The sequence below is a fragment of the Curtobacterium sp. Leaf183 genome (assembly GCF_001424385.1).
Lineage (GTDB): Bacteria > Actinomycetota > Actinomycetes > Actinomycetales > Microbacteriaceae > Curtobacterium.
The window spans coordinates 90,629-107,862 of sequence record NZ_LMPO01000012.1; the positions used below are offsets into that span (position 1 = coordinate 90,629).

16 protein-coding genes are annotated in these 17,234 nt (G+C 72.5%); 5 read left to right on the forward strand and 11 right to left on the reverse strand.

Going from position 1 to position 17,234, the window contains the following annotated elements; translation table 11 throughout:
* Positions 1-70: 70 nt before the first annotated feature.
* Positions 71-508, reverse strand: a complete 438-nt coding sequence (locus ASG04_RS16230) for a MarR family winged helix-turn-helix transcriptional regulator (RefSeq protein ID WP_056126450.1) — start codon at positions 506-508, stop codon at positions 71-73.
* 46 nt (positions 509-554) lie between these two features.
* Between ASG04_RS16230 and ASG04_RS16235 the strand changes: the two genes are divergently transcribed.
* Positions 555-1,802: a multidrug effflux MFS transporter gene (locus ASG04_RS16235; protein ID WP_056126452.1), complete on the forward strand. Its 1,248-nt coding sequence runs from the start codon at positions 555-557 to the stop codon at positions 1,800-1,802.
* Positions 1,803-1,921: 119 nt separating this feature from the next.
* Here the strand turns inward: ASG04_RS16235 and ASG04_RS16240 are convergent, their stop codons facing one another.
* Positions 1,922-2,638, reverse strand: coding sequence for a phosphatase PAP2 family protein (locus ASG04_RS16240; RefSeq protein ID WP_056126453.1), 717 nt, complete (start codon positions 2,636-2,638; stop codon positions 1,922-1,924).
* A gap of 166 nt (positions 2,639-2,804) precedes the next feature.
* On the opposite strand from ASG04_RS16240, the gene poxB reads away from it, so the two are divergent.
* The gene (gene poxB / locus ASG04_RS16245) at positions 2,805-4,529 is read left to right on the forward strand and encodes a ubiquinone-dependent pyruvate dehydrogenase (RefSeq protein ID WP_056126455.1); all 1,725 of its coding nucleotides are present in this window, start codon (positions 2,805-2,807) and stop codon (positions 4,527-4,529) included.
* Positions 4,530-5,982: 1,453 nt separating this feature from the next.
* On the opposite strand, the gene ASG04_RS16255 is transcribed toward poxB, so the two are convergent.
* Positions 5,983-6,666, reverse strand: coding sequence for an SDR family NAD(P)-dependent oxidoreductase (locus tag ASG04_RS16255; RefSeq protein ID WP_056126459.1), 684 nt, complete (start codon positions 6,664-6,666; stop codon positions 5,983-5,985).
* Between the two features lie 103 nt (positions 6,667-6,769).
* Between ASG04_RS16255 and ASG04_RS16260 the strand changes: the two genes are divergently transcribed.
* Positions 6,770-7,615: a helix-turn-helix transcriptional regulator gene (locus ASG04_RS16260; RefSeq protein WP_056126462.1), complete on the forward strand. Its 846-nt coding sequence runs from the start codon at positions 6,770-6,772 to the stop codon at positions 7,613-7,615.
* A 22-nt stretch (positions 7,616-7,637) separates the two neighbouring features.
* Here ASG04_RS16260 and ASG04_RS16265 read toward each other — a convergent pair whose 3' ends face one another.
* Entirely contained in the window at positions 7,638-8,423 is a 786-nt protein-coding gene (locus ASG04_RS16265; protein ID WP_056126464.1) for an SDR family NAD(P)-dependent oxidoreductase, read from the reverse strand.
* 86 nt (positions 8,424-8,509) lie between these two features.
* Between ASG04_RS16265 and ASG04_RS16270 the strand changes: the two genes are divergently transcribed.
* Positions 8,510-9,361: a helix-turn-helix transcriptional regulator gene (locus tag ASG04_RS16270; protein WP_056126466.1), complete on the forward strand. Its 852-nt coding sequence runs from the start codon at positions 8,510-8,512 to the stop codon at positions 9,359-9,361.
* A gap of 1 nt (position 9,362) precedes the next feature.
* Here ASG04_RS16270 and ASG04_RS16275 read toward each other — a convergent pair whose 3' ends face one another.
* The 3 genes from ASG04_RS16275 to pcp all read right to left on the reverse strand — a co-directional run bounded on the left by ASG04_RS16275 (position 9,363) and on the right by pcp (position 11,886).
* Entirely contained in the window at positions 9,363-10,250 is an 888-nt protein-coding gene (locus tag ASG04_RS16275) for an SDR family oxidoreductase (protein WP_056126468.1), read from the reverse strand.
* Positions 10,251-10,377: 127 nt separating this feature from the next.
* On the reverse strand, positions 10,378-11,103 hold the full coding sequence (locus tag ASG04_RS16280; RefSeq protein ID WP_056126469.1) for a S1 family peptidase: 726 nt from the start codon (positions 11,101-11,103) through the stop codon (positions 10,378-10,380).
* 132 nt (positions 11,104-11,235) lie between these two features.
* Positions 11,236-11,886 (reverse strand): pyroglutamyl-peptidase I, encoded by a 651-nt coding sequence (gene pcp / locus ASG04_RS16285; protein ID WP_056126471.1) that lies wholly within the window; start codon positions 11,884-11,886, stop codon positions 11,236-11,238.
* Between the two features lie 135 nt (positions 11,887-12,021).
* Between pcp and ASG04_RS16290 the strand changes: the two genes are divergently transcribed.
* On the forward strand, positions 12,022-12,480 hold the full coding sequence (locus tag ASG04_RS16290) for a DUF4383 domain-containing protein (RefSeq protein ID WP_056126472.1): 459 nt from the start codon (positions 12,022-12,024) through the stop codon (positions 12,478-12,480).
* 205 nt (positions 12,481-12,685) lie between these two features.
* Here ASG04_RS16290 and ASG04_RS16295 read toward each other — a convergent pair whose 3' ends face one another.
* The 4 genes from ASG04_RS16295 to ASG04_RS16310 are packed head-to-tail and all read right to left on the reverse strand — an operon-like array spanning position 12,686 to position 17,164.
* The gene (locus ASG04_RS16295) at positions 12,686-13,609 is read right to left on the reverse strand and encodes an ROK family protein (RefSeq protein ID WP_200938548.1); all 924 of its coding nucleotides are present in this window, start codon (positions 13,607-13,609) and stop codon (positions 12,686-12,688) included.
* The gene (locus tag ASG04_RS16300; protein WP_056126474.1) at positions 13,606-15,315 is read right to left on the reverse strand and encodes a dipeptide ABC transporter ATP-binding protein; all 1,710 of its coding nucleotides are present in this window, start codon (positions 15,313-15,315) and stop codon (positions 13,606-13,608) included. Before ASG04_RS16300 ends, ASG04_RS16295 begins: the two co-directional genes overlap by 4 nt.
* Positions 15,312-16,208 (reverse strand): ABC transporter permease, encoded by an 897-nt coding sequence (locus ASG04_RS16305; protein ID WP_056126477.1) that lies wholly within the window; start codon positions 16,206-16,208, stop codon positions 15,312-15,314. The genes ASG04_RS16300 and ASG04_RS16305 overlap by 4 nt, the downstream gene beginning before the upstream one ends.
* Positions 16,205-17,164, reverse strand: a complete 960-nt coding sequence (locus ASG04_RS16310) for an ABC transporter permease (protein ID WP_056126479.1) — start codon at positions 17,162-17,164, stop codon at positions 16,205-16,207. The genes ASG04_RS16305 and ASG04_RS16310 overlap by 4 nt, the downstream gene beginning before the upstream one ends.
* Positions 17,165-17,234 lie beyond the last annotated feature (70 nt).

Consider the following 17,234-nt stretch of genomic DNA (forward strand, 5'->3'; position numbering starts at 1 on the left):
TCCGAGCCTGGCACGCGGTCACCGGGAGGGATCGGTACGCGACCGCGGGACGGACCGGTCGGCGCACTGACTACCGGCGCAGTCCGTCGTCGATCCGGGTGAGCAGCGCCAGGGTCGCGGTCACGCCCGCGTGGTCCGTGCCGAGGGCGCCGCGCAGCTGCTCGGCCCAGTGCGCGTGCAGCACGGCGATGCTCTCCTTCGCGCGCACCGTCGAGAAGAGCTGCACGAGGCGGGCGTCCTGCGGGTCGGCGCGCCGGTCCACCATGTCCTTCGCCACCAGGGAGCGGAGTGCCGCGCTGAGGTTGCTCCGCTGCAGCCCGGTGGCCTCGGCCGTGGCGCTCGGCGAGGTGCCCTGGTGCCGGTCGATCCACCGCATCACGAGCGCCTCCGTCCCGGTCAGCGGCACGATGTCGAGCGCGTGCGAGGCGTTCGGGTCGACCTCGCGGGAGATGCGCAGGACGACGTCGGCCAACTCCGCGAGGACGTCGTCGGTCGGGGCGGGCTCCATGCAGCGACTGTACCGCCGACCAGCAATGAGTTATGCTTTCATAACCATGACGACGAACACCGGCTCGATCCGCGCGGACCTCGCGACACCCACGACACGACCACAGGGCATCACGACAGCGCTGCTGCTGGTGCTCGGCCTGCTCAGCGCGGTGGCGCCGTTCGCCACCGACCTGTACCTGCCCGCGTTCCCGGAGATGACGCGGGAGCTCGGAGCGTCCGCCACCACGGTGCAGCTGACCCTCACCGCCTTCCTGGTCGGGGTGACCGCCGGGCAGCTCGTCTTCGGTCCCCTGTCCGACCGCTTCGGCCGCGTGCCCCCGTTGATCGCCGGCGCAGCGCTGTGCGTGCTCGCCAGCGTCGCCGCCGTGCTCGCGCCGAACGTGGCCGTGCTGATCGTCGCCCGGTTGCTGCAGGGCCTCGGCGGAGCCGCCGGCATGGTGATCGGCCGCGCGGTGATCTCTGACCTGGCGACCGGGAAGCCCGCGGCCCGGGCGTTCTCGCTCATGATGATCGTCGGCGGCGTCGCGCCGGTCGTCGCCCCGCTGCTCGGCGGACTGCTCACCGGTCCGATCGGGTGGCGCGGCCTGCTGACGATCGTGCTCGGGCTGTCGGTCGTCATGCTCGTGGCGGTGCTCGCCGTCATCCGCGAGACACACCTGCGCTCGCACCGGGACGCCCTCCGGGCCGCACGCTCGTCGTCGTCCTCGCCGCTCACCGCACTGCGCTCGCGGACGTTCCTCGGCTACACCGCGGTGTTCGGGTTCGCCTTCGCCGTGATGATGGCGTACATCTCGGCGTCGCCGTTCCTGTACCAGGACATGCTCGGCCTGGGCACGGTCGGCTACGGGCTGGCGTTCGGGCTGAACGCGCTGGCGCTCATGGGCATCAGCGTGCTGTCCGCCAAGCTCACCGAGCGTCGCTCCGTGACGGGGGTGCTGTCGCTCGGCATCGTCCTGGTGCTGGCCTCGACGGTGGCGTTCGCGCTGCTCGTCGTCACCGCAGCCCCGGTGTTCCTGCTCGCCGTGCCCCTGTTCACCGCGGTCGGCAGCCTCGGGCTGGTGCTCGGGAACGCGACGGCCCTGGCACTCGGAGCCGTGCCGTCCGCCGCGGGCAGCGCCTCGGCGGTGCTCGGTGCGCTGCAGTTCGGGCTCGCGGCACTGGTGTCACCGCTCGTGAGCATCGGCGGGTCGAGCACGGCGGCGCCGCTGGCGATCGTGATGCTCGCGGCCGCCGTGGTCGCGGTCGTCGCGCTGCTGGCGGCGCGGGGTCGACGGGCAGCTCGCGCGGACTGACGCGGCAGACGTTCCGCGCAGAGGATGTCGGATCGCGCGTTGTCAGTCGGAAGTTCCGACCGACCACGCGCGATTCGACCACCCGTGGCAGACCCGACCGCAGATCAGAGCCGGCGGCGTCAGCGGGCGACGGGCTTGGCGGGCCGCAGGTACGGCAGCCGCGGCATGAGCAGGTCCACCCAGAGCACCCGCGCGGCCGGGGCCACGGCGAGCGCCCACGCCACCGAGGCCAGTGCGTCGGTCGGGTAGTGCACGGCGTCGATCGTCACCGAGAAGAACACCACGACGACGGCGATCGTGCCGACGGTCACGGCGAACGCATGCCACCGGGTGTCGCGCAGCACCCAGCAGATCGCGATCGTGAAGGCCACCATGAACACCGTGTGGCCGCTCGGGTACCCGGGGTCCGGCTGCACGGGGAACGGGTGCGGCAGCACGGACACGTCGGGTCGGGTGCGGTGGACGATCTCCTTGACGATCGCCGACGGCACCCAGGTGATCGCGACGACCCCGGCGAACGCTGCCGCGGGTCGGACGTTGCGCTGCACGGCCCAGATCACGCCGGTCACGACGACGGTGACGACGATCGCGGGCGCGGGGCTGATCGCGTGGTAGACCCCGTCGGTGACGGCGCGGAGGGCACCGGTGTGCAGGGCGTTGAGGGCGCGGGCGAACCCGATGTCCACGGTGCCGAGGAAGAAGCCGACCACGGTGAGGACGACGACTGCGCCGATGCCGATCGCCAGCATCGCGAGCGGGTACGGGGAGCGCACCAGGATGCCGTTCGCGTCGGGCTCTCGGCGGCGGGGTCGGAGCGGCGGCGCGTCGTCGATCATCCGTCCATGGTCGCAGCCCCGGAGGACCAGCGTGCACACGGAGCACGTCGAGCCCATCCGAAAGCGCTCAGACAGGCTCCGTCCTGACGCGACCGGCCACGCGCCGTCCGGTCGCCGCCCGCGCGGGACGACTACACCGGGAGGTGTCCACCACGAGAGGAACCGCATGCCCACCGTTGCCGAGAACATCGTCGCCACCCTCCGCCTGAACGACGTCCAGCGGGTCTACGGCCTGCCGGGGGACTCCCTCAACGGGTTCACCGACGCCCTGCGCAAGGACGGCACCATCCGGTGGGAACACGTCCGGCACGAGGAGGCGGCCGCGTTCGCCGCGTCGGCCGAGGCGGAACTGACCGGGGAGCTCGCGGTGTGTGCGGGCAGCTGCGGCCCGGGCAACCTGCACCTGGTCAACGGGCTGTTCGACGCGAACCGCTCCCGCGTGCCCGTGCTGGCGATCGCCGCGCACATCCCCACGGCCGAGATCGGCTCCGGGTACTTCCAGGAGACCCACCCGCAGGAGCTGTTCCGCGAGTGCTCCGTGTACGTCGAGTACGTCGCCGACCCGACGCAGATGCCCCGCCTGCTCGAGATCGCGATGCGTGAGGCGATCGAGAAGCGCGGCGTCGCGGTGCTCGTCATCCCCGGGGACGTGCTGCTCGCCGAGGCGAAGGACACCCGGACCACCCGCATCGAGCGCGCCACCCCGCGCGTCCTCCCGTCCGAGGCCGAGCTCCAGCGCACCGCGGACCTGCTGAACGGCGCCGACAAGATCACGATCCTGGCCGGCGCCGGTGTCGCCGGGGCCCACGACGAGGTCGTCGCCCTGGCCGAGCGGCTGCAGGCCCCGATCGTGCACGCCCTGCGCGGCAAGGAGCACATCGAGTACGACAACCCCTACGACGTCGGCATGACCGGGCTGCTCGGCTTCGCGTCCGGGTACCGCGCGATGGAGGACGCCGACGTCGTGCTCATGCTCGGCACCGACTTCCCGTACCAGCAGTTCTTCCCGGCGAAGGCGAAGCACGTGCAGGTCGACGTCCGCGGCTCACAGCTCGGGCGCCGGCACCCGGTGGACATCGGGCTGGTCGGCACGGTCAAGGACACCGCACTCGCGCTCATCCCGCTGCTCGACGGCGCCAAGCCCGCGCACCATCTGGAGGACGCCCGCAAGCACTACCGGAAGACCCGCGAGAAGCTCGACGACCTGGCCGTCCCCGCGGGGAAGCACAAGCCGCTGCACCCGCAGTACGTCACGCGCGTGCTCGACCGGCTCGCCGCCGACGACGCCGTGTTCATCCCGGACGTCGGGTCGCCGGTCGTGTGGGCGTCCCGGTACCTGACCCTGAACGGCAAGCGACGGCTGATCGGGTCGTTCGTGCACGGCACGATGGCGAACGCGGTGCCGCAGGCGATCGGCGCACAGACCGCGTTCCCGGACCGGCAGGTCATCGCGATGGCCGGTGACGGTGGGCTGACGATGCTGCTCGGCGAGCTGATCACGATCGTGCAGAACGAGCTGCCGGTGAAGATCGTCGTGTTCGACAACTCGTCGCTCAACTTCGTCGAGCTCGAGATGAAGGCGGCGGGCTTCGTGAACTTCGGCACGGAGCTGCGGAACCCCGACTTCGCGAAGGTCGCCGAGGCGATCGGCATCAAGGGCTTCCGCGTCGACGAGTCCGCGGACTTCGAGTCGGCGATGGCAGCGGCCCTCGCGCACGACGGCCCGGCGCTGGTGTCGGTCAAGGCCGACCGCCAGGAGCTGTCGATGCCGCCGGCGGTCACGCTCGAGCAGGCCAAGGGCTTCACGCTCTACGCGATCCGAACCGTCCTGAGCGGCCGCGGCGACGAGCTGCTGGACCTGGCCTCGACCAACTTCCGGCAGTTCATCTGACGGGACCCGCCGACGGCAGGATCCACGAGCAGGGCACGTCGGCGCGCCACGTGGGCCGGATGGGCGCGGCGCTGATCTGGACGGACCGGGTCGGGTCCGCGCGACACCCGGGCACCGCATGCTCGACCTGTGTCGCCCAGACCGGACCCGCGTCCCGGCGCTCCACGGTGTGGGCACCGAGCACGCCGGCCGCGACCACGCTCGCGACGAGCAGCCATGCCGGCACCGCCCACCACCGGCCACGGGCCAGCAGGGCGTCGGCGGCGAGCACGACGGCTGCGACGAGCAGCATCGACGCGGCGGCGGCGTAGCGGTACGGGCCGGTGCCCGCGTACTGCTGCCGGGTGAACGCGGACCAGTCGCTGTCGTCGACGTGGTTGAGCGCGAACGCCGCGGTCCACACCACGACGGACCCTCCCACCAGGGCGACCGACATCCAGCGACGCTGCGGACCGCCGACACGGGCGGCGACCGCCAGCGCGGCCAGGACCGCGACCGCGGGGACGACGAGGACCCACCAGCCGTGGTCGAGGACGGCCATCCCGACACGCTGCACCCGTGGGGTCCAGCCGCCGGCGAAGGCCTGCGTCAGGTAGCCCAGCACGATGTCGCTCGGGCTGGTGATGCTCGTCGCCGGTGGCCGCGGATGGGTCACGGTCGCCACGACCTGGGCCGCGATGCCGAGGAGCGCCGCACCCAGCACGGGCAGTGCACGTCGCTCGCGTCGGGCCAGCAGGAACAGGGGCAGGAACACCGCGGTCTGGATCTCGGTCAGCGTCACGGCGAGCGCCGTCGCCGCCAGCACGGCTGCCGACCACCACGACCGGGGTCGTGCCGCGAACAGCCACGGGGCAAGGAACAGCAGGTACCAGTGCAGGTTGGCGGNGAGCGGCCAGGCCCGGACGACCGGACCCGCGAGCAGGAAGACCGCACCGCAGACGAGGCCGATCACGGTGCACGACAGTGCGTTGACCACCGTCGCGTAGTCGTGGACCGGGCGGATCGCCACGGCGACGTCCACGAGCACCCGTGGGACGAGGTGCAGGTACCCGTCGTACGGGTGCCACAGCGTCCGGATCGGACCCGACGCGATGCGCTGCTCGAGGAACCGGCCGGAGTCCTCGGCCCAGGCCGTCCCGCGAGCGGGGAACCCGAGCCGGTGCCAGATCCACGCCGCGGACGCCGTCGCGATGACGAGCGCCAGGCCCGCGTCCCGCAGGCGCGCTGCCCTGTCGGTGCTCCGCCACCGATCGGGGACGGAGACGGAGGTCATCCCGCGATGGAACACCATCGGACGCTCCGGGCGGATCGCCCGTCGGGCTGAACGTGGTCCGTCGACCGGCCATCCGGCCCGGCCGGCCGACTGGTGCGGTGGACGTGACCGCGTCGCGGACGGGAGGCGCGTCCCGGGTCGGTACCGGGCCTCCCGTCCGTCACACCCAGCGTGGGGTCGTCACCACCCGAGCGGTTCGCCGTCCTCCAGGAACACGCCGCTGGGGCCCTCCGGGCCCGCCGATGCCGCGGCCACGACCGTCGCCGCGCTGACCTCGACCGGGCGACCGTGGGGGTTCGGCGCCCCGCCGAGCTCGGTCGCGGTGTAGCCGGGCTCGAGCACGACGAAGTGCACCTCCGGGACGGCGCGGGCGTACTGCGCCGTGAGCATGGACACGGCGGCCTTGCTCGCGCCGTAGACGATCGCGTTCACGGTGGACGCGGGCTTCGCGGGGTCGTGGGTCGCGGCGAACGAGCCGAGCGCACTGCCGATGTTCACGACGAGCGGGTTCGCCGAGCGGCGCAGGAGGGGCAGCGCCGCCTCGGTGGTCCGGACGATGCCCACCGCGTTCGTGTCGAACACGGCGAGTGCGTCGGGACCGTTCAGCCCCCACATCGCGATGCCGGCGTTGTTGACCAGCACGTCCAGCCCGCCCGCCGCATCGAGGTGTGCGAACGCGGCGGCGGCCGAGGCGTCGTCGGTCACGTCGAGCTGCACGGCCCGCGCGCCGAGCTCCTCGGCGACCGCGGTGCCGGCCCGCAGGTCGCGAGCGCCGACCCAGACGGTGTGCCCGGCGGCGACGAGTTGACGGGCGGTTTCCTTGCCGAGGCCACGGGAGGCGCCGGTCACGAGTGTCGTTGTCATGACCGCAGCGTGCGCCCGTCCGTTGCCGGGCAGACAGCCGCCCCGTTGTCGTAGGACTGGCAGGGCCAGGCCCCGGCCGGTCCCCGCGAGGCAGACTGTCGGCATGGACCACTCGGAGTTCGGGAGCACGCTGCGGCGGCTGCGCGACCACGTCGCCCCGTCGTCGGTCGGGGTGCCGATCGGGCCCCGCCGGCGGGCCACCGGACTGCGGCGCGAGGAGCTGGCCGGCCTGGCCGGGATCTCCGCCGACTACCTGACCCGCCTCGAGCAGGGCCGTGCCACGTCGCCGTCCGCCCAGGTCGTCGAGGCGCTGGTCCGGGCGCTGCGGGTGGCGGACGCCGAGCGCGAGCTGCTCTACGCGCTCGCCGGACACGCCGCTCCCGGCGCGGACGTCGTCCCCACGCGGATCCCGCCGAGCGTGCAGCGGTTGCTCGACCGGCTGGCCGACACCCCGGTCGCCGTGCTCGACGCCGCGGGCAACCTGCTCGTCGCGAACCTGCCGTACGACGCGCTGATGGGGCCGATCGGTGCGCTCCGCGGGCACGACCGGAACACGGTCTGGCGGCACCTGGTCGGGTCGGGCAGTCGCGCCGTGCACACCCCGGCTGAACAGGGGGCCTTCGAGGAGCGGGTGGTGGCGGACCTGCGGTCGACCGCCGCGCGCTACCCGCTCGACCGGCAGCTGCAGCAGCTCGTGCGGGACCTGCGCGCTGCGAGCCCGCGCTTCGTCGCGCTGTGGGAGTCCGCCGCCCCGGCACCGACGGACCACCCGACGCGGCAGAAGACCATCCACCACCCGACGGTGGGGCCGATCCAGGTGGACTGCGACACGCTCGTGGTCGGGCCCGAGGACCTGCGGATCATGGCCTACACCGCCGAGCCGGGGACGGCCGACGCGGAGCGGCTCTCGCTCGCGATCGTGCTCGGGACCCAGGCGCTGGTCGAGTAGCGCGCACGTCCCCCCGACGCGGTCAGGCGCCAGCACCGCCGTCGACGGGGACGATCGCGCCGGTGACCATCGAGGCGCGGTCGCTCAGCAGCCAGGCGGCGACCTCGGCGACCTCCGCCGGCTCCGCCATCCGACCGAGCGGCACCGAGGCGTTGATCTGCGCCGCGATGCCGGGCGTCGCGGCCTCCCACGCGTCGATCATCTCGGTGGCCGTCCCACCGGGGGTGATGCCGTTCACCCGGATGTGCTCGGGCGCCCAGGTGACGGCGGCGGTCTCGGTGATGCTGTTCAGCGCGCGCTTCATCGCGCCGTAGGCGGGCAGGGCCGGGTTCGCGCGTCGGCTGCCGATGCTCGACGTGTTCACGATCGCGCCACCGCCCGCCCGACGCATCAGCGCGGCCTCGGCGGTCATCGCGACCCAGTGCCCGCGGAAGTTCACCGCGAACTGCTCGTCGAGGTCCTCGTCGCTGGTGGTGTCGAGGGGTCCGGGCTGTTGGATCGCCGCGCCGTTGTTGAACGCCCCGTCGAGACGGCCGTGCAGGTCGTCGACCCGGGCGACGGCGCCGCGGATGCTGTCGGGGTCGGCGAGGTCGAGTACCACGGCGTCGGCGGTGCCGCCGTCCGCGCGGACGGCGGCGACGACGGCGTCGAGTGCGCCGGTGCTGCGAGCAGCGAGCACGACCGCGGCGCCCTCGCGGGCGAAGAGCCGGGCCGCGGCAGCGCCGATGCCGCGGCTGGCACCGGTGATGAACAGGACCTTGCCGGAGAGCAGGCCGATGGGCGTGTGGGTGGTGGTGTCGTTCGTCATGCCCTCAGCGTCCGGCCCGGTGGGTCGACGGAGCCAGGTACGAGCCGTACCAGGATCGGGATCGTGGGAGCGAGCAGACTCGGACCATGGACAAGCAGGAACTCGCCGCGTTCCTCCGGTCGCGGCGCGAACGACTCCGACCCGAGGACGTGGGTCTGCCCTCCGGCCCGCGGCGACGGACTCCGGGGCTGCGGCGCGAGGAGGTCGCCGTCCTGGCGCACATCTCGACCGAGTACTTCGTCCGCCTCGAGCAGGGCCGCGCGCCACGTCCGTCGGCCGAGGTCCTCGCCGCGATCACCGGCGCGCTCCTGCTGACCGACGCCGAGTCCGAGCACCTGCACCTGCTCGCCGGCACCGCTCCGCTGCACCGCGGACTCGTCCGGCGTGACGTCCGACCGAGCATCCTCGCTGTCGTCGAACGGCTCCCGCAGACCGCAGCGATCGTCATCTCAGCGACGTTCGAGGTCCTCGCCTGGAACGCGCTCGCCGCCGCGCTCATGGAGGACTTCGGCGAGCGCCCACCGTCGGAGCGGAACCTGGCCAGGAAGGCCTTCCCGGTCGGGGGCCAGCCGGAGCAGCCGCCGTTCGGCATCGCCGACGGCACCGAGTTCCAGCGCGACGTCGTGGTGCACCTCCGGAGCGCGCGGGCCCGGTACCCCGCCGACCCGACGGTGTCCGCCCTGGTCGAGGAACTGCGGACCGGCAGCACCGAGTTCGCCCGACTGTGGGAGCAGCACGACGTGCGGACGGCGCCGATGCTGACGAAGACCTTCCACCACCCGGCCGTCGGCCCGGTCACCGTGGACTGCGACAGCCTGGCGCTGACGGACCGGGACCAGTTCCTCGTGCTCTACACGGCGCCAGCGGGGTCACCGGACGCGGACGCCCTCGCGCTCCTCGGTGTCCTGGGAGCGGAGGGCGTCCGGACGCGGGCGTGACTCAGAACGCGGGCGTGCCACCGGCGATCGTGATGGTCGAACCGGACTGGTAGCTCGACTCCGGGCTCACCAGGTGCACGTAGGCGGCACCGAGTTCGGCGGGCTGGCCGGGGCGGCCGAACGGCGACTGCTCACCGAAGTGCGACACGGTCTCGGCGTCGTCGGAGCCCGGCTGCAGCGGCGTCCAGACCGGTCCCGGGGCAACCGAGTTCACGCGGATGCCCTTCGGGGCGAGCTGCTGGGCGACGGCCTCGGTGAAGAGCTTGATCGCGCCCTTGGACACGGCGTAGTCGATCTTGTCGGGCGACGGTGTCGACGCCTGGATCGAGCCGGTCGTCACGATCGTCGACCCCGGCTCCAGGTGCGGCACCGCGGCCTTCGTCAACCAGAACAGCGAGTAGATGTTCGTCTTGAACGTCGAGTCGAACATCTGCGTGTCGAGCGTCAGGATGTCCTCGTTGCTCTCCATGCGACCGGCCACCATCACCAGGGTGTCCAGTCCGCCGAGCTCGTCGACGGCCTGCTGGACGAGGTCCTTGCAGTACTGCTCGTCCGAGATGTCGGCGGGGACCAGGACCGCCCGGCGTCCCTCGGACTCGAGCAGGTCGCGGACCTCCTCGGCGTCTTCCTGCTCGTCCGGCAGGTAGGACAGGACGAGGTCGGCGCCCTCGCGCGACATCGCGATCGCGGCGGCACGGCCGATGCCGGAGTCCGCGCCGGTGACGATCCCGCGGAAGCCCGTCAGGCGCTCCTTGCCGACGTAGCTCTGCTCGCCGTGGTCGGGCTTCGGGTCCATCTTCCAGGCGGCACCCGGCAGGGACTGCTCCTGCTTCGGGTACGGCGGTGCGGGGTAGAGGGAGTTCGGGTCGCGCTTGTCGTACTGGCTCATGCAACCACGGTCCTCCGACGCGGGCGGACGCGCGTTCAGGTCGGGCCGGAGCCCGCCATGAGCGCGACCACAGCAAGGACGGGAGGCCCGGTGCCAGCTGGCACCGGACCTCCTGTCCGTCAGTGGGTCAGACGCCGGCCGTCGACCGGATCCAGGACGCGGACTGCGTCAGCAGCGCGTAGTTGGAGCCGGCCCGGGTGTTCGCGCCCGGGTCGGCGCTGTCGCCCGTCGAGCACACGCCGACGACCTTGCCGTTCACGATCAGTGGGCCGCCCGAGTCGCCGTGGTTCGATGCGCCGCTCACACCGGTGACGTGCTGCGCGCGGCCGCTGTAGGCGTCGGTGCTGGCGCCGGTGAGCGAGACGCTCGCCTGGTACAGCCCGTCGGACTGCGTCGCGTTCGCCCGCAGGCCGTAGCCCTGGATCGTGCCGGTGCCGCTCGACTTCGCGGTCGCTGCGAGGTCGAGCGGCGCGTAGGACGACAGCGCGGACGCGGTGCGCAGGTGCACGAGCGCGATGTCGCCCGTCGGTGCGGCGGACACCCGGTCGACGACGGATGCGGCGCCGCGGTTCGACGTCGAGTTGGAGTGGTAGACGTTCATCGCACCGATGCCGTCGATGCAGTGCCGGGCGGTGAGCACCCACGAGGCGGTGATCTGCTCGCCGGTGCAGTTGCTGACGTAGCCCGACGGGATGGACCCGCCGGACGCCTCGAGCTGGACCGCCCACGTGTTCGTGGCACGCTCGCCGCCGACGACCTGGGGGCTGGCCGTCAGGGCCGATGCCGGTGCGGCGGCGAACAGCCCGCCGGCGATGAGGGTCGCGGCGAACGCCGCTGCGATGGACTTCTTCATGACGACTCCTCTGTCGGGGCCGGACCCACTCCACTGACCGGGACTGACCCGTTGCGCTGTGCAACTGAAGAGCATCTTCATCCCCCGTTCAGGGGTCGCACCAGTCCGCACTTCGACGGACGCATCGGGGTGCTAGTGCTCGGTGCCGCCCGTGACGACGGCGTCGGGGGCGGGGTCGAGCGACTCGCGGACGGCGAGGGTGAGCGCGGTCACCAGGTCGTCGAGCGGCAGGGTCGGGACGTCGCCGGTCGCCGACTCGGGCGTCGCCGGGACGTGGACGAAACCGGCACGGAAGCCCTCGTTGGCGGCGATCGACATGAGCTCGTAGAAGGCGTGGTTGCAGGTGAACGTGCCCGCGGTGTTCGACACGGCCGCCGGCACACCGGCCCGGGTCGCGGCACGCACGATGCGCTTGATCGGCAGGGTCGTCAGGAAGCCGTCGGGGCCGCGCTGGTCGATCGGTTCGTCGATCGGCTGGGCTCCGGCGTTGTCCGGGATGCGCGCATCGTCGATGTTGACGGCCACCCGTTCGGGGGACACGGTCGTCCGGCCCTCGGCGACACCGGTGGCGATCACGAGCGTCGGCCGGTGCTCCGTGACCGCGGCGACGAGCGCGGCGCGGACCTCGGCGAAGACGACCGGCAGCTGCTCGACGACGACCCGTCCGGGCCCGTCCCACGCGGATGCGACGGCCTGGACGGCATCCCACGAGGGGTTGCGCGCCGCACCACCGAAGGGCTCGAACGCGGTCAGGAGGACGACGGGATCTGCGCTGGTGGCCACCCGTCGATCGTACGAGTCGGGACCTGTTCCTGGTCAAGGCTGCAAACCGGCACGGCGAGCGCTCCGAATCCCCTGTGCATACGATCTGCCACGGGTTGCCGAACACGACGACTCACCACCACGAAAGGTCTCGTCATGACAGCGCACACAGCAGCCGGCCGCACCGGCTACGGCTCCACCTGGACCCAGAAGGGCGCCCTCGTCTTCGGCGTCGTGTTCCTCATCGTCGGCATCGCCGGCTTCGTCCCCGGACTCACGATGGACATGGGCACGATGTCGGCCGCGGGCAACGGCTCGATGGCGCACCTGCTCGGCCTGTTCCAGGTCTCGGTCCTGCACAACATCGTCCACCTGCTGTTCGGCATCGTCGGGCTGCTCGCCGCACGCACCGCCACGGGTGCCCGGCTGTACCTGCTCGTCGGCGGCATCGTCTACGCGGTGCTCTTCGTCTACGGCCTGTTCACCGCGAACATGGCGAGCGCCGCGAACTTCGTCCCGCTGAACAGCGCTGACAACGTGCTGCACGCGGTCCTCGCGGTCGCCATGATCGTGCTCGGACTGGTCCTGCCCCGCGTCGGAGCCCGCCGAGCCTGACCCGGTCGACCCCGTCACGATCAGGTCGACGGGGTCAGGGCAGTCGGCGGGACGTCACTCAGCGTCGCGCCGCGCGTCTTCGCACAACAGAAAGCACCTCGAACCGCGTGACCACGTGGTTCGAGGTGCTTTCTGTTGTGCGGGAGCAGATCGCACCACGAAGTGGCGGGAACGTCGTGGCGGCAGCGCCGAGCGCCGCGCGCCGCTACGCGAGCTCGGCGTCGAGCACGCGGGCGCGCACCTGTGCCGCGGCCCCGAGCGCGACCGCGTCCGACCCGAGCAGGGCCGGCTCGACCCGGATGGCCGCCCCGGAGACGGGCGGTTCGGCGGCGATCGCGGCCTCGATCGCGGGCGCGAGCAGGTCCCACGAGCGCGCGACACCGCCACCGATGACGACCGTCGTCACGTCGAGGATCCCGGCCGTCAGCAGAATGCCGCGGGCGATCCCCCACCCGGCCGTCCGGAACACCGAGGCGGCCTCGGGGTCACCAGCGCGTGCGGCGTCGGCGATCGCGTGCACGGGCAAGCGGCGGCCGGTCACGGCCTCGTAGCGGTCGGCCATGCCACGCGCGGCGGCGATGGTCTCGAGGTGCCCGTGCTGCCCGCAGGTGCACAGCCCGTCGCCGAACCCCGGCACGTGGCCGATCTCGCCGGCGGCACCGCGCGGTCCGGCGAACAGCGTGCCGTCGAGCACGAGGGCTCCGCCGACACCGGTGCCGAGCGTCATGCCGAGCACGTTGCGCTCCCCCACGACCGCCCCGGCGGCGATCTCGCCGAGCAGGAACGCGTTCACGTCGTTGTCGAGCGTCGCCGGGACACCGAGTGCCTGCGTCACCGCCTCGGTCACCCCGTACCCGGCCCATCCGGTGAACGAGTTCCCGGTCACCAGGACCGTGCCCGTCGCAGCGTCGACCACGCCGGCCGCGCCGATCCCGACGCCCGCCAGGGAGGCCCGGTGCGACTCGAGCAGACCGCTGACGGCTCCGAGCGCGCTCGCCACGATCGCCGCCCCACCGGCGTGGGCGGGCGTCGGCAGGTCGATGCGGTCCACCACCTGCAGCGCGGCGGTCGCGAGCACGACCTTGGTGTTCGTCCCGCCGACGTCGATGCCGGCCAGCACCCGGGTCACGAGGACACCGCCGCGAGCGTCGCCAGGCGCTCGGTCCGCCGCTGTCGTTGCAGCACCGGGTCGGGCACGGGGACCGCGGCGAGCAGGCGACGCGTGTAGTCGGTCGTCGGGTGCAGCAGGGTCGTGTCCGTCGTGCCCTGCTCCTCGATGACCCCGCGCCGCATCACGACGACCCGCTCGGCGAAGTGCTGCACGACGGCCAGGTCGTGCGAGACGAACAGGCACGCGAACCCGAAGTCGGCCTGCAGCTCGGTGAGGACCTCGAGCACCGCCTCCTGCACGCTGACGTCGAGCGCCGAGGTCGGTTCGTCGGCGACGAGCAACCGCGGCTCGAGCACGAGCGCCCGGGCAAGGCTGACGCGCTGACGCTGCCCACCGGACAGCTCGCGCGGTGCCCGGTTCGCCAGCGCCCGGGGAAGCCGGACGGCGTCGAGGACCTCGTCGACGCGCGTGCGCCGCTCGGATGCCGACATGCCGCGACGGTGCACTGCGAGAGGTTCGGCGATGCACTCGCCGACCGACATGCGGGCGTCCAGCGAGGCCACGGGGTCCTGCAGCACGACGCCGATGCCCGCGCGCAGTGCCCGCCGGTCGCGTCGGGGCGTCCGGCGCAGGTCCTGCCCGAACAGGCTCACGGTGCCGGAGGTCGGCGGGATGAGCCCGAGGGCGACCCGCGCCGCCGTGGACTTGCCCGAACCGGACTCGCCGACCAGGCCGACGGTCTCGCCCGCGTGGACCGCGACGTCGATGCCCTGCAGGGCGTGGACCGCCCGCGCACCGCGCCCGAACGTCACCGAGACGTCCCGCAGGTCGACGACCGGAGCCGCATCGGGCCTCCCGTCCGGACCGGCCGGGACGCCCGGCGCGCCCGGTCCCGATGCCGGTGCCGCTGCCCGCTCGCGGATCGCGACCGTCTCGGGGGTGTCGAGCCGCGGCACGGCGGCGAGCAGCCGCTTCGTGTACTCGTGCTGCGGGCGGAGCAGCACGTCCTCGACGCTGCCGGTCTCGACGATCTCGCCCTGCAGCATCACGGCGACCCGGTCGGCGAAGTCCGCGACCACGCCCATGTTGTGCGTGACGAGCAACACGCCGGTGCCGCTGTCCACGGCGAGCGCGCGCAGCAGCTCGAGGACCTCGGCCTGCACCGTGACGTCGAGCGCCGTGGTGGGTTCGTCCGCGATCAGGAGCTTCGGCGCGTTCGCGATCGCCATCGCGATGACGACGCGCTGCCGCTGCCCGCCGGAGAGCTGGAACGGGAAGGCCTTCGCGCGCTGCTCGGGCTCCGGGATCCCGACCTTTCGGAGCAGTTCGACGGCTTCGGCGGACGCCTGGGACGCCGACGCCTGCCGGTGGTTCCGGACGACCTCGGCGATCTGCGCACCGACCCGGGTGAGGGGGTCGAGGGCCGTCGCCGGCTCCTGGAACACCATCGACACCGTGCTGCCGCGCAGTCCACGCAGTGCGGGTTCCCCGGCACCGATCACCTGGTGGCCGTCGACCACGGCGCTGCCGGTCGCCGTCGCGTTGCCGGAGAGCAGCCCCATCGCGGCGAGCGCCACGGTGGACTTGCCCGAGCCGGACTCGCCGACGAGCGCCAGGGTCTCGCCGGGGGCGACCGCCAGCGAGACCCCGCGCACGGCGTCGACCGGGCCGGACTCGGTCGTGAACGTGACCCCGAGGTCGGTCATCTGCAGGATGTCGGTCATCCTCGTCCCCTCACGTCGAAGGCGTCCCGCAGCCCGTCGCCCACGGCGTTGAACGCGCAGACGACCAGGATCACGGCGAGACCCGGTGGCACGATCAGCCACCACCGTCCCGAGTACGCGGCGGTGAGTCCCGCCGAGAGCATCCCGCCCCAGTCCGTCGCCGGGGGCTGCACCCCGAGGCCGAGGTAGGACACGTAGGCGACCAGCAGGATCGCGTCGGCGACCTGGAAGGTCGCGGCGACGACGATCGTCGACACGGAGTTGGGCAGCAGGTGCTTGCCGATGGCACGGGCGTGCGAGCCGCCGATCGCACGGAGCGTCAGGACGTAGTCGCGGTTCTTCAGCGTCAGGGTCTCGGCGCGGATCAGGCGCGAGGGCACGAGCCACGACACCAGGCCGAGGATCACGATGAGCCCCGCGACACCGGGCGTGGTGATCGCCGAGATGACGAGCAGGATGAACAGCGCGGGGATCGCGATGCCGGCGTCGACGATGCGCATCATGACCGCGTCGACCCAGCCGCCGACGTACCCGGCGATCGAACCCCACAGGGTGCCGACGACCGTCGCGAGGACCCCAGCTGCGATGCCGACCAGCAGCGAGACCTTGCCCCCGTACATCAGCCGGCCGACCACGTCGTGGCCGACGGCGTCGGTGCCGAGCCAGTGCCCGGCACTCGGGCCGAGGTTCGCCTGGGACAGCTGCGTGTGGGTCTGGTCGGTCGGGTACAGGAACGGGCCGACGAAGCAGAACAGGACGATGACCACGATCACGACGAGGCCGATGACCGCCAGCGTGTTGTGCGAGAACCGGCGGGCGGCGAGGCGGAACCCGGTCGCGGCGACCGAGACGGGGGCGCCGGGGGCTTCCGGTGCGATCTGCACGGTGGTCATGCGCGGTCCGCCTTCACTCTCGGGTCGATCAAGGACTGCGCGACGTCGGCCAGCAGCGTGCCGATCACCGTCGCGATCGAGATGACGAGGACGCAGCCGAGCAGCGTCGGGTAGTCCGAGGACTGGGCCGCGTTCCAGAACAGCAGCCCCATGCCCGGGTAGTTGAACAGCTGCTCGGTGACGAGCGCACCGCCGAACAGCACCGGCAGGTAGTAGCCGAGCATCGCGACGACCGGCGTCAGCGAGTTCCGGAACACGTGCCGGCGTAGGATCGTCGCCGTCGACGCCCCGCCGGCGCGGGCCGTGCGCACGTAGTCCTCCTGCAGGTTCTCGAGCGTCGAGGCCCGCATGTACCGGCTGAACACCGCGATCATCGCGAGCGCACCGGTCAGCACCGGGAGCACGAGTCCGGCGGGGTCCTGGAAGACCTCGGCGAGCGTGGACCCGGTCGGCGCCTGCGACGGCAGCCAGGGCAGCTGCTGGGTGAACACCACGATCAGGATCAGGCCGAGGAAGAAGGCCGGCGTCGAGTAGAAGACGAACGCCAGCGCCGTGACCGTGTAGTCCACTGCACCGTTGCGACGGGCTGCCTGCCACATGCCGACCGGGATCGCGATGACGAGCCCGAGCACCGCGGACAGGCCGGTGAGCACGAGGGTCTTCGGCAGGCGTTCGCGGATCAGCTGCGACACCGGTTCGTTGAGCGTGTACGAGGTGCCGAGGTCGCCGCTCAGCAGCCGCCCGAGGAACCGGAAGTACTGGATCGGCAGCGCCTGGTCGAGTCCCTGCTGCTGGTTGAACGCGGCGATCTGCGCGGGGGTCGCGGAGACACCGAGCACGCCGCGGGCGGGGCCGCCCGGCAGGGCGTGCAGCAGGCAGAACACGACGATCGTGACGATGAGGACCACGGCGAGTGCCTGGAGCACCCGCCTGGTCAGGTAGAGGACTGTGGTCATGCGGCTTCCGTTGGTCGATTCCGACGGTGGGACCCGGGAGGCGCGGTGCGGGTCGGACCCGCACCGCGCC

Bases quoted from the DNA above. Each gene is read 5' to 3' on its own strand.
- ASG04_RS16235 (WP_056126452.1), top strand. From the start codon at position 555: ATGACGACGAACACCGGCTCGATCCGCGCGGACCTCGCGACACCCACG.
- ASG04_RS16260 (WP_056126462.1), top strand. From the start codon at position 6,770: ATGGACCACTCGGAGTTCGGGAGCACGCTGCGGCGGCTGCGCGACCAC.
- ASG04_RS16230 (WP_056126450.1), bottom strand. From the start codon at position 508: ATGGAGCCCGCCCCGACCGACGACGTCCTCGCGGAGTTGGCCGACGTC.
- ASG04_RS16270 (WP_056126466.1), top strand. From the start codon at position 8,510: ATGGACAAGCAGGAACTCGCCGCGTTCCTCCGGTCGCGGCGCGAACGA.
- ASG04_RS16275 (WP_056126468.1), bottom strand. From the start codon at position 10,250: ATGAGCCAGTACGACAAGCGCGACCCGAACTCCCTCTACCCCGCACCG.
- ASG04_RS16290 (WP_056126472.1), top strand. From the start codon at position 12,022: ATGACAGCGCACACAGCAGCCGGCCGCACCGGCTACGGCTCCACCTGG.
- ASG04_RS16305 (WP_056126477.1), bottom strand. From the start codon at position 16,208: ATGACCACCGTGCAGATCGCACCGGAAGCCCCCGGCGCCCCCGTCTCG.
- ASG04_RS16240 (WP_056126453.1), bottom strand. From the start codon at position 2,638: ATGATCGACGACGCGCCGCCGCTCCGACCCCGCCGCCGAGAGCCCGAC.
- ASG04_RS16265 (WP_056126464.1), bottom strand. From the start codon at position 8,423: ATGACGAACGACACCACCACCCACACGCCCATCGGCCTGCTCTCCGGC.
- ASG04_RS16280 (WP_056126469.1), bottom strand. From the start codon at position 11,103: ATGAAGAAGTCCATCGCAGCGGCGTTCGCCGCGACCCTCATCGCCGGC.
- ASG04_RS16300 (WP_056126474.1), bottom strand. From the start codon at position 15,315: ATGACCGACATCCTGCAGATGACCGACCTCGGGGTCACGTTCACGACC.
- ASG04_RS16310 (WP_056126479.1), bottom strand. From the start codon at position 17,164: ATGACCACAGTCCTCTACCTGACCAGGCGGGTGCTCCAGGCACTCGCC.
- ASG04_RS16255 (WP_056126459.1), bottom strand. From the start codon at position 6,666: ATGACAACGACACTCGTGACCGGCGCCTCCCGTGGCCTCGGCAAGGAA.
- poxB (WP_056126455.1), top strand. From the start codon at position 2,805: ATGCCCACCGTTGCCGAGAACATCGTCGCCACCCTCCGCCTGAACGAC.